This is a genomic window from Salinibacillus kushneri, from assembly GCF_900111405.1.
GTDB lineage: Bacteria > Bacillota > Bacilli > Bacillales > Alkalibacillaceae > Salinibacillus > Salinibacillus kushneri.
On the sequence record NZ_FOHJ01000021.1, the window covers coordinates 17,427 to 28,229 of the forward strand.

The window sequence follows — 10,803 nt, forward strand, 5'->3', positions numbered from 1 at the left end:
TTGGTAAACAAATCTTCATATATATGTAAACGAATGAATGTAAGTGTGGTGATTTTTATCGGTACATTTTATCTTTTTAAATGTAAGCGCTTACTATAAGCGGTTGGTCAGATACCTGAAAAAGGAGTGTAAAATATGAATTCGATTATTCTTACGGAATTCGTTTTATATTTTCTTCTCATGATTGGTATTGGGTATTACACAAGTCGTACAAAGATGAGTCATTCCGTTTATCTATTAGGAGGCAAAAAGCTTCCCGGATGGGCTCTTGCTTTCTCTGAGCGTGCTACAGGTGAATCAGCCTGGCTCTTACTTGGATTTACCGGCTTTGTATTCACTACTGGATTAGCAGGGATTTGGGTAGCTATCGGAATTGCTATTGGTATTATATTTGCATGGGTATTTTTAGCGAAACGTTTTATGAAGGAAACCGATAAACACCGCGTTTTAACATTGCCCGATTATTTAGCCAGCAATTTTGATGAAAAAGCAAATGTAATCAGATGGGTCGCAAGTATTCTAATTGCAGGTTTCTTTATGTTTTATGTAGGGGCACAGTTGGCTGGTGCAGGAAAGCTATTCTTTACTTCCTTTAATATGGATCACACACTTGGTATTGTAATAGCGACCATTGTCGTCCTTGGCATTGCCTTTTTTGGAGGATTTGTTTCTGTGGTCTGGACCGATATGATTCAAAGCCTTATGATGTTAATCACTCTTTGTATCCTTCCTATAATTGCTCTAATCTATGTTTTCACAAATGATCTTTCCATTAGTCAATCACTCACTACTGCCGGTGATTCCTTTAACTCCTGGTTTGGCGGAACAACAGGATTTGCTTTAGGGATATTATTTTTTAATAACTTTTCCTGGTTCTTTGGGTACTTAGGTGGACAGCCGCAATTAAGTGCACGTTTTATGGCGCTAAAAAATGTAAAGGAAGCCAAGCAAGCTCGTAATGTGGCTATTATCTGGACAATTTTAGCTTATACAGGAGCTTTCCTTATTGGTCTTGCAGCCATTGCGATGTATAGTCAAGGGAGCTTTTCAGATGTAGAGACCATCTTACCTCAAATGATAATGGATTTAATGCCCCCATGGATTTCAGGACTATTATTAGCGGGAATTTTAGCTGCCATTATTACAACAGCCAACTCGCAATTAATGGTGGTCACAAGCTCGGTCAGTGAGGATATTATCCATAAAGCACTTGGTTTTAAACTAACAGATCAGCAATTATTAACGGTTTCCCGAATCACCGTACTTGTTTCAGGTATAGTCGGGATGCTTATTGCTTTAACCTCTGAATCGCTGGTGTATCTAATTGTCAGCTGGGCTTGGGCAGGTGTTGGAGGCACCTTATCTCCTGCCATTCTTATGACCTTCTTCTGGAGGCGTTATTCAAGCATAGGTGTTATCGCAACCATTCTTTCCGGATTTGTCTTTACGATACTATGGATTAGCACACCACTCGATAGTATTATCACTTCACGCTTTTCCACTTTTTTCATAGCAGGCATATTCGGAATACTATTTAGTTTACTATTCCCGGATAAAAGAAACCATTATAACTCATAAATACAGAAAGAGGTTAATCCTTATTAGGATCAGCCTCTTTCACTAAATTTTCACCCTTCCTGCCAATTCGTACTTTATTATTTAGGTCTCACTGAATTCATAAACCTGTATAATAAGCCTGAAAAATTGCTAAATTCCATTTATCTTCTTACAATGGTAAATAAGGAGTGAGAAGAGATGAAGCTAAATCGTTCAGGAACACCTAGTGTATCTTATTTTAAGTCTTATATGCTGCTTATTATGAATACACGTACATGCTCATTAGAAGTGGCGAAAGAAGTAGCCTATGAGAATTTATTCGAACGTGATTCCAAACGTTTAGGTGAACAGGCCTTTAGAAACTTTCAACAGGCTCATAAAGAGCTCATGACAATATATCCTTAAGTATGCCACCTTTTCATTACTTCTGGACAAATTATCCAGTGGGGAAACAGCCTCAAAATCCTCCACATTCCTGCAAAAATTGCCGGACAAAATAAATATGTGCGGTGCGGATTCCCCATCAATTTGTCCCTCTTCTAGTAAATTCTCTTTGCTCCTTCATAGTATTTGGACCAATAGGAATTGTCCAATGAATAGATGGCAATCCCTTTTGAACTGGTAGCAGATATCCACTGATTATCTCCTATATAAAAGCCAACATGTGTAATTCTATTCGAGTTAACCGCATAAAATACTAAGTCACCTGGTTGTAAAGCAGATTGTGAAACAGAAGTTCCCTTGGTAAAAAGTCCAGCTGCGGTATCTCTTGGCATGTCCACTCCATGCTTATTAAACATATAGTACACAAAGCCCGAACAATCAAAACCAGACGGAGTGGTCCCTCCCCATAAATAAGGAACACCTAAATAATTTTTCGTGTCTTTCATTAAATCCTGCTTGAGGACAGCATGCTCAATGGCAGTTTTTGTTTTATCATCCGCTGTACCTGTTACTGATAAACCATAATCACTTTGAAAATCCCGTATCGCTTCTTTTGTAGGATTATCATAACTGCCGGTCATTGTTTGTACGGCATAGTATCCAAGCTTCTGTAAACCTTTTTGTACCAATTCTAAATTGCTTTCATTTTGTGGTGAGGATGAGCCTGTTGTCTTTTGTGCATCTGTTTGGCTAGATGGAATCGTTAATATCTGTCCTATCGTTAATGTATTTGTGTTCAGGTTATTAGCCTTTTTAATCTTATCAACAGTAGTATGATAAGCCCTCGCAATTCCATACAGTGTATCGCCTGATTGAACCTTATAGCTGTTACGCTCTGTTTCTTTTACAGGTGCAACTGCTGGTACAGAAATGGCCTTTTCATCCTTAGGAATAATGAGAGTTTGACCTATGTGTAAAGGGGCGCTTTCTAAATTGTTCGAGCTTCTTATAGCGTCTACTTCTACACCATATGTTTGAGCAATGCTCCATAGTGTATCGCTACTCGTGATCTTATATTGAATATTATCCGTTGAAGGTACTGTTGTGGGAGCGGAAACCTCCTCTGCATTTCCTCCAGGTATGGTTAAGGTTTGTCCAACATTAATTACATTTGAGGTTAAATCATTTGCACTTTTAATGGCATTCACACTCACATCATAACGATTCGCAATGCCCCACAAACTGTCACCTGACATTACCGTATAGCTTGTACTCTTTTCAGGACTTCTAGCTGATTGAGAAGAAACAATAGCAGGGATAATTAAGATTTGACCTACCCTGATTAAATCACTGTTTAAATGATTGACCTCTTTCATTCCATCTACTGTGGTATCATACTTTTTCGCAAGAGTCGTCAATGATTCTCCCGGCATAACAGTGTGCATCGCCTTTGGTATGATTAAGGATTGATTAACATATACCGCATCTGATGTAAGATTATTAGCACGTTTTATTTCATCAACAGATGTTTGAAAATTGCGGGATAGCTTCCATAGATTATCTCCAGCAGAAACTTGATAATAGATAGAATCCTGTACTGAAGCCTGCGAATATGTAATGGTTTTCTCGGCTGCTTCCACACGTATTTCATCTGAACCCATCAACGGAATGGAAGTGATTGCGATACCACCAACCATCACCTTTATCATCGTGACCTTCATTTTTGGATACCTCTCTTTTATCATTTGTCTTACTGAATGAACCATATTCTGTTGTGTTCTCTAACGTTTTTTCCTAATTCATTAGCGAACTCTGTTGAATAATTGTCTAAATAAACCACTACTTCGTATTCATCATGTGTTCCGCTAATTTTTCGAAGTTTAAACTTATCTTCTATAGACCATAAAGCTCCTTTTGGCAAAATCCCTGTTATAGTTTTATACAAATAAATGAATTCATTCCAATTTTTGATACATTTTATAAAAATCACCAGTGAAAAAAACCTGAATCTCCTCTCTATAATGGTGATTGGCACGGTTACCGACTTAACAAAAAATAAGTTTTTATAGTGTTTAGAAAAATTTGATTTCTTAGAAATAATCTGGAATAATAAGTGATATCTATATAAAAATTAGGGGGTTATGTGGAATCATGAAGAAAAATACTTTATTGATTTTTGCCATCTTTTTCGGAATGCTATTACTTGCTGCCTGTGGATCAAGTGAATCATCCAGTGGTTCAGATGGTAATAGTGATTCTTCTGGTGAAGAAGGGAATAGCGAAGAAGAATCCAATCACTATATCGTTGCAACAGAGCCGAACTTCCATCCATTTGAGTTTATGAACACTGAAACCGGAAAAATGGAAGGGTTTGACATCGACTTAATGAATGCAATCGCAGAAGAAGCAGGTTTTACAGTAGAATTTGAAACGATGGAATTTGATGGTGTACTAGGCGGCATGCGCACAGGTAAATATCCATTGGCCATTTCGGGGATTTCTATTACAGATGAACGAAAAGAGGAAATTGATTTTTCTGATAAATACTTAGATTCTGGGCTTATTTTAGTGGTTCCTGAAGATTCGGATATTCAATCCATCGATGATGTGGACGGATTGAAAGTGGGAGCTCAAACCGGTGCTACCAGTGAAATTTATTTAAATGAAAATACAGACGCTGAGGTTTCTGCTTTTCCAGAAATCGTAACGGCGTATCAGGATCTTCAACAGGGTCGATTGGATGCCGTACTCTATGACTTACCCAATGCTCAATACTATATTAAAGAAAATCCGGATGCTGGACTAAAAACAGTTGGTGATCTTCTACAAGGTGAACCATATGGTATAGCCTTTCCTAAAGGATCCGACTTAGTAGAACCAGTTAATGAAGCGTTAGCTGCCCTCAAAGAGAATGGAAAATATGAAGAAATCTATAAAAAATGGTTTGGTACGGAGCCTCCGGAATAAAGACATTTTAAAAGCGTAACAGCCAAACTGTTACGCTTTTTCTATGAAGCTATTGATTTTTTATCTTTGCATAGATACAAGTATCACGAAGTTCATTACCATTAACAGAAAGGTCGTCATTTCTTAAAATTCCTTCCAGTTTGAAATCAAGCCTTTCAGGAATGGATCGACTCTTATGGTTTTTGGCATCACATTTTATTTCCACCCGTTTAGCCTTCAACTCAAGAAAGGAAAAATTTGTGATTCCCTGTACTGCTTCTGTTACGTACCCCTTTCCACTATGGCTTGTAGCAACCCAATATCCGATTTCAAATTTAGGAATATCCCAATCTATGTTATGCAGGCCAGAAGCACAAACAAATTCACCCGTTTCTTTATGAAAGACGTGTAATCGCATATCCTCACGTGTTAAAAATTTCGCATGTGCTTCTCTAATATTCGCTTCCGTCTGATCTTCACTTTGCTTGTTCTGTGCAAAGAGTAGCCACTGCCTTAATTCATTTATCGATGCCTGAATAGCAGGATATACAACCCTTCCGTCACCGGGCTTGGGTAATCGAATGAATAAACGTTCTGTCTCAAACCCATGAGGAAAATCAAGTAGAATTGGATTCATTGGAAATGTCTCCCTTCTCAAAGCAAACCTTAAAATAAAAGAATAATAGAATTTTGTGTAAATTACATCAATCCTAGCATAAGAAAAGGGAAACGAAAAGATATGCAATGATAAACATACGGTTTATGTATTGTTCCCGCCTTCTCCATCTTCGCCCTCATCAACCTCATCATTATCATTCAGCTCTACATCATCAAGATCAAGCCAGGAAAGCATCTCACCTACCACATTATTAACACGCTCATTCATAACCTCTTCTCCATACTTTTTCTTCGCCTTTTCAATGTTTTCGACAACTTTATCACTATATTGGATGATGGGTACATCGCTTTCGATATTGTTAAATAGATCAATTATTTCATCTAAAGCTTTATCAAAACGTTTCTGCTCAACATCCGTTGCTTTCATTGTTATCACCCCATTATAGGATACCCAAACAGAGATAAATGTATAATCATTTTATGATGACTGTATTCTTCTATTTTGATTCATTACTAAACCATACTCATGTTCAAATAAGTAGTTCACTTTCGGTGGGGAAACTATCTAATAACATTTAATTTATCAATATAAATAACACAGTAAATGAATGGGTAAGATTTTAACCCAAATCCAAAAAGTTTCTGTCATGGTGTTGCATTATAGTTTAGAAACTAAGGATAAACTGATATAGTAGAGATAGATTTACTTTAAAGAAAAGCGAGGTTTTAGATAATGAGCAGTTTGGTTATTTCACAAATTAACATTGCATATAAGGGCTTTATGAATGAAATTAAGGATGTAAGCGATGAACAACTCACAAAGCAGCCTGAAGGATTTAATAATAATATCCTCTGGCATATCGGACATGTCCTGACAACTAATGAACAATTCTTATTCGGATTTCCAGACAACACGGATCATCTTCCAAAACAGTACAAAGATTTATTCGGTTACGGAACCAAGCCGGCAGAATGGCCAGATGATGTACCAACAGCAGATGAATTGGCCGATAAGTTAAATAAACAGATTAAACGTATCAAACAGATTCCGTTAGAAAAATTTGAAGAAAAGCTTCCTGAGGTAACCTTAGGTGCCCAAACTTTCGGAGAACTAGCCGCACTAGCTGCTTTTCATATAGCAAACCATGCAGGCAGAGTTAACGCTATGAAAAAGGTGCTAAATAAATAGCAAAAAAATCTGTAAAAACCACGCCATTGCAGCGTGGTTTTTATGATATATCAATCAAGATATCTTCTTGCACCAGCATACTCTGAAGAATAATAATCTGACTCGAACACATCAATAATTTCTACTGTACTTGCCGTATTAGGTGAATGCATCATTTTTCCATCACCTATATACATCCCTACATGATGCACGCTTCCCTCACCTTCATTGTAGGCAAAAAACAATAAATCACCTTTCTGGAGTTCATCCCTCGCGACTGGTGTACCATGAGTTGCTTGTACGGAAGAGTCTCTTGGTATTGTAATACCATGAGCTTTAAAAATCGTATGAGTAAAGCCGGAACAATCAAAACCGAATCCCGACGTTCCTGCCCATAAATAAGGCAATCCTAGGAATTTTGCGCCGGTGTCCACTAAATCATCACCATCTGGTTCAGGGATATCCTCTTCAGAAGAATAAATCGAAATAGCATCCGTTGAAATCCACTTTTTACCGTCACTTGGTGTCGCAACTAGTACTGTATCTTTTTTTTCGGTAACAACCGGAAGTCTGGTATTAAAGCTGATTTCCTTAAATTTATTTACTTGATGTTTGTCATCATAAAGCCAGGTAGTAGGACTGGTTACCATTGCAAAATTCTTATTTTCTCTTAAGGAAGCAAAACTTTTTCCATTTTCCAATTGAACTTTTGGCATCCAGGCTGGATATCCTAAATCATTTTTCGGTGTTGGCTGGCCATGTACGGCTACTTTAACCCAATCTCCTTCCTCTTCAAGAATAGTAACTTCCTGACCATATAAAGCTTGTGTTTGGAGATTACCTACAAGCCAAAGCTTTTGTTCGTAAGACATGCCTCTTGTCCACTCCCACATGTCCACAGGATTTTCTATAGAAGGAGAATCAATCGGCCTTGTTCCATCTGGCTCTGACCAAAGCGTAGCTACAGAAACATCCACAAAAGCTGTTTCTCCAGTTTCTATTGCCTGCGTTTCGATTGGAAAACTAAATCCTAAAAGGAGAACGATAGACGTCATAATGATAAGCCAGGTTTGACGAATCTTTTTCACCAAAAAGCACCTCCAAAAAGATTATAATTGGATACCAATTCCAGAACCTTCAGACAACATAACCCCTCTCCCTTTGAAGTTCATCCCTCCTTTTACCGGTTCATCAGACATCCAAAGCGGAGCATCCAAATCATAATGTGTGATATTAGGATGAGCTGCAGCAAGATGGGCTGCTGCAGTAACAGAAATGATTGACTCCATCATACTGCCAATCATACAAGGAATTCCGGCTGCTTGACACAAATCAGCAATCTGCCGGGCCCGTCTAATGCCACCAGTTTTCATCAATTTAATATTCAGCATATCTATAGCCTTCATCTCCAATAGATGAAAGGCATTTGCTGGTGAAAATACACTCTCATCTGCCATAATAGGGGTCGTGACTCTATCGTGAATATATTTCAAGCCTTCAATATCATCTGCTGGTACAGGTTGTTCGACTAATTCAACCCCCATGTTCTCCTCCTCTAATTGGCCAATGATATTCACGGCTTGCTTCTTATTCCAGCCTTGATTGGCATCTAAGCGAAATGAAATATCCTGACCGACAGCGTCACGAATAGACCGCAGTCGTATTAGATCCAGTTTTTCATCTTTTCCTACCTTTACCTTCAAAACATTGAAGCCTTCAGATACTCTTTTTAAAGCTTCCTTCTGCATAATTTCTGGTTGGTCAATACTTACGGTCATGTCCGTTTCCAGTACATGTACCTGACCACCCAAATAAGAATTTAAAGAGATGTCTAAGTATTGACAATAAGCGTCATGGAGAGCGATTTCTACAGCCGCTTTTGCACTTGAATTTCCCACACAACTCTTCTCCATATGTGTAATGAGCTTCCCAAGTTGACGAATATCTTTATGGACAATTTGCGGCTTAATCGCCTGATGGATAATCGCTTGTATACCCTCCATCGATTCACCCGTGATTTGCAAGGTTGATGCTGCAGAACCCAAGCCTTTCATCCCATTTTTTAGTTCAATGTAAACATCCATCACATCAATCTTTGTAACCCTTCGAAGTGCAGTAATAAATGGCCGTTTTAAAGTTATGGAACGTTTTTGTAACTGTAGGTCGATGATCTCCACGGGTAAACTCCTTTCTTAAAAGAATGATAAGATTTTAGCAACAAGTAATCCATAATAAGTACCTAGAAACGAACCACCTAATGCCATCAAAACTCCAATTGGAATTAGCGATCTATGATAAGCTCCGGCAAGTAAAGGTGCAGAAGCCATCCCACCAATATTTGCCAGGCTTGATACTCCTAAAGTAAAGAGATCCATCTTGAACAATTTAGCTACTACCGTAAGAATAAGACCATGAATCGCTAAAATAACAAATCCTGATACAATATAGATTGGTGCCTGGAATAATTGTGAGAAATCGGCCCGGGAAGCAATTAATGCAATCACAATATAAAGAAATACGTTTGCAACATCCATGGAACCTGGAATTTTTGAAATGTTTGTCATCGCCAGCAAAATCCCTGCAATTGATACGATAAATATGGTCCATGTAGTAGCATTCACAACTGTACCAAACTCAGGTAACAGCTCTCCCATATATGCAGCTAGAGATGAGATAAATATGGCAATGGAAACTAACCCCATTAAGTGAACAAAGGACATGGATTTGGCTTGCTGCTTCTCATGTTCCTCTTTTAAATCTGCCGTTACTTCATCCAGATGAGAGGTATCTGCCTTCACCCATTTATTAAATAGCGTTGCAAACGGAACAAGCCAGAACATAATCATAACCCAGGTCGAATAGTTAATCGTGTCCATAATTAATGCATAACCAAAAATGTTTTCTGGAACATCTAAAATTCCTTGAATAATTACCATATTGGCAGATCCACCCGTCCAGCTTCCGGCCAGGGCACCAAATGCCTGCCAGGTCTCCGGAGCATACAGAGCACGGAAAATGAAAAACGTAATCACAAATCCAGCCACAATACTGAGAGATGCTGCTATATATCCAACCAGCATTTTGGGCCCAAGTTTAATAAGCTTTCGCAAATCACAATTTAATAGCATTAATAAAATTAACATAGGCAATAACGCGTTACGCACATTACTATAAGTAGCATCGACGTCTTTAGATAACCCAATAACACCCGTTGTTTTTAATAAAGCACCACCAAAGTAGATAAGGACAATTCCCGGTACAAACTTAAAAAATCTGCTTCTTGTACCGCTTTCCAAATATGCGACCAAACCAGCAAGACCAATAATAACACCTAAGTATAAAAAACCATTATCAATCATAAGTGCTCTCCTCCCTTACTCTTTGTGATTTCATATAAAAAAACCCAGCCAACAAGAAATTATTCCAGTTGGCTGGGTTTTATCCACGTAAAGGTAAGATAAAATAGCCCCCTATATATTCAAGGATTCTTTATATTTTAGTTGTGCTTGCTTAAAAGCAACGATTAACGCTTTTTGTGAAGAACCAAAATATCGTGTACGAATTTCCTCCGCAACTCTCTCTCCATCTAAAATGCTTTGACCCACAAATAGATTTTGTACAAATTGCTTCGTGATATCCAAAATTGATGTACACTCTGCATCAAGAATTTCATGGGTGTTTGGATCAATAACAAATCCAACAAAGAAGGTGTGATATTGTTTCATAATCGGATTATTACCTGGGGATTTCGCTTCTCCTACAAAATAACAGGTTTTTATATCGTACACTCCGTTCACACTCCAGATGATAGCAGCTTCCGTACGGGATACACTTCGATAAAGAATATGCAGCCGGCTACGAAATGTCTATACTATCTGAATCTTATCACAATTCTATCATTATATGTATTTACTTTAAATAGGAAATTTTATTTATGGGCATTTGTAATTCAAGACTATATAACTGGTTTAATAGTCCTTAATCTATAATAATGAAAATACATAACAAAAATCCTCGAAATCTAATAAGATTCCGAGGATTTTTAGTTGCCCAGCAACGTCCTACTCTCGCAGGGGAAGGACCCCAACTACCATCGGCGCTGGAGAGCTTAACTACTGTGTTCGGAATGG

Annotated in this window: 12 protein-coding genes and 1 rRNA gene; 4 read left to right on the forward strand and 9 right to left on the reverse strand. The window is 38.0% G+C overall.

Annotated elements, in window-relative coordinates; translation table 11 throughout:
- The first annotated feature begins 135 nt into the window (after positions 1 to 135).
- Both BMX63_RS17510 and BMX63_RS17515 read left to right on the forward strand, forming a co-directional pair.
- Positions 136 to 1,578 (forward strand): sodium/proline symporter, encoded by a 1,443-nt coding sequence (locus tag BMX63_RS17510; protein ID WP_093137877.1) that lies wholly within the window; start codon positions 136 to 138, stop codon positions 1,576 to 1,578.
- Positions 1,579 to 1,755: 177 nt separating this feature from the next.
- Entirely contained in the window at positions 1,756 to 1,962 is a 207-nt protein-coding gene (locus BMX63_RS17515) for a hypothetical protein (protein ID WP_093137879.1), read from the forward strand.
- Positions 1,963 to 2,096: 134 nt separating this feature from the next.
- Here the strand turns inward: BMX63_RS17515 and BMX63_RS17520 are convergent, their stop codons facing one another.
- Together BMX63_RS17520 and BMX63_RS18230 are read right to left on the reverse strand one after the other, a co-directional pair.
- Positions 2,097 to 3,662 (reverse strand): C40 family peptidase, encoded by a 1,566-nt coding sequence (locus tag BMX63_RS17520; RefSeq protein ID WP_220083845.1) that lies wholly within the window; start codon positions 3,660 to 3,662, stop codon positions 2,097 to 2,099.
- A gap of 29 nt (positions 3,663 to 3,691) precedes the next feature.
- On the reverse strand, positions 3,692 to 3,886 hold the full coding sequence (locus BMX63_RS18230; RefSeq protein WP_177167377.1) for a hypothetical protein: 195 nt from the start codon (positions 3,884 to 3,886) through the stop codon (positions 3,692 to 3,694).
- Between the two features lie 206 nt (positions 3,887 to 4,092).
- On the opposite strand from BMX63_RS18230, the gene BMX63_RS17530 reads away from it, so the two are divergent.
- Positions 4,093 to 4,908, forward strand: coding sequence for a transporter substrate-binding domain-containing protein (locus tag BMX63_RS17530; RefSeq protein WP_093137884.1), 816 nt, complete (start codon positions 4,093 to 4,095; stop codon positions 4,906 to 4,908).
- Between the two features lie 49 nt (positions 4,909 to 4,957).
- Here BMX63_RS17530 and BMX63_RS17535 read toward each other — a convergent pair whose 3' ends face one another.
- Both BMX63_RS17535 and BMX63_RS17540 read right to left on the reverse strand, forming a co-directional pair.
- Positions 4,958 to 5,524: a GNAT family N-acetyltransferase gene (locus BMX63_RS17535; protein ID WP_093137886.1), complete on the reverse strand. Its 567-nt coding sequence runs from the start codon at positions 5,522 to 5,524 to the stop codon at positions 4,958 to 4,960.
- Positions 5,525 to 5,647: 123 nt separating this feature from the next.
- A complete protein-coding gene (locus BMX63_RS17540) occupies positions 5,648 to 5,932 on the reverse strand; it encodes a hypothetical protein (RefSeq protein WP_093137887.1) in 285 nt (94 codons plus the stop codon).
- A gap of 306 nt (positions 5,933 to 6,238) precedes the next feature.
- Here BMX63_RS17540 and BMX63_RS17545 point away from each other — a divergent pair, with 306 nt between their 5' ends.
- A complete protein-coding gene (locus BMX63_RS17545; RefSeq protein ID WP_093137889.1) occupies positions 6,239 to 6,694 on the forward strand; it encodes a DinB family protein in 456 nt (151 codons plus the stop codon).
- Between the two features lie 50 nt (positions 6,695 to 6,744).
- Here the strand turns inward: BMX63_RS17545 and BMX63_RS17550 are convergent, their stop codons facing one another.
- The 5 genes from BMX63_RS17550 to rrf all read right to left on the reverse strand — a co-directional run.
- A complete protein-coding gene (locus BMX63_RS17550) occupies positions 6,745 to 7,728 on the reverse strand; it encodes a C40 family peptidase (protein WP_093137899.1) in 984 nt (327 codons plus the stop codon).
- 54 nt (positions 7,729 to 7,782) lie between these two features.
- Positions 7,783 to 8,850 (reverse strand): dipeptide epimerase, encoded by a 1,068-nt coding sequence (locus BMX63_RS17555; RefSeq protein ID WP_093137891.1) that lies wholly within the window; start codon positions 8,848 to 8,850, stop codon positions 7,783 to 7,785.
- 15 nt (positions 8,851 to 8,865) lie between these two features.
- Entirely contained in the window at positions 8,866 to 10,032 is a 1,167-nt protein-coding gene (locus BMX63_RS17560; RefSeq protein WP_093137893.1) for a DUF819 family protein, read from the reverse strand.
- Positions 10,033 to 10,143: 111 nt separating this feature from the next.
- Positions 10,144 to 10,461: a DUF3870 domain-containing protein gene (locus tag BMX63_RS17565; RefSeq protein ID WP_093137895.1), complete on the reverse strand. Its 318-nt coding sequence runs from the start codon at positions 10,459 to 10,461 to the stop codon at positions 10,144 to 10,146.
- Positions 10,462 to 10,721: 260 nt separating this feature from the next.
- A 5S ribosomal RNA gene (rrf, locus tag BMX63_RS18885) occupies positions 10,722 to 10,803 on the reverse strand; the annotation flags it as partial.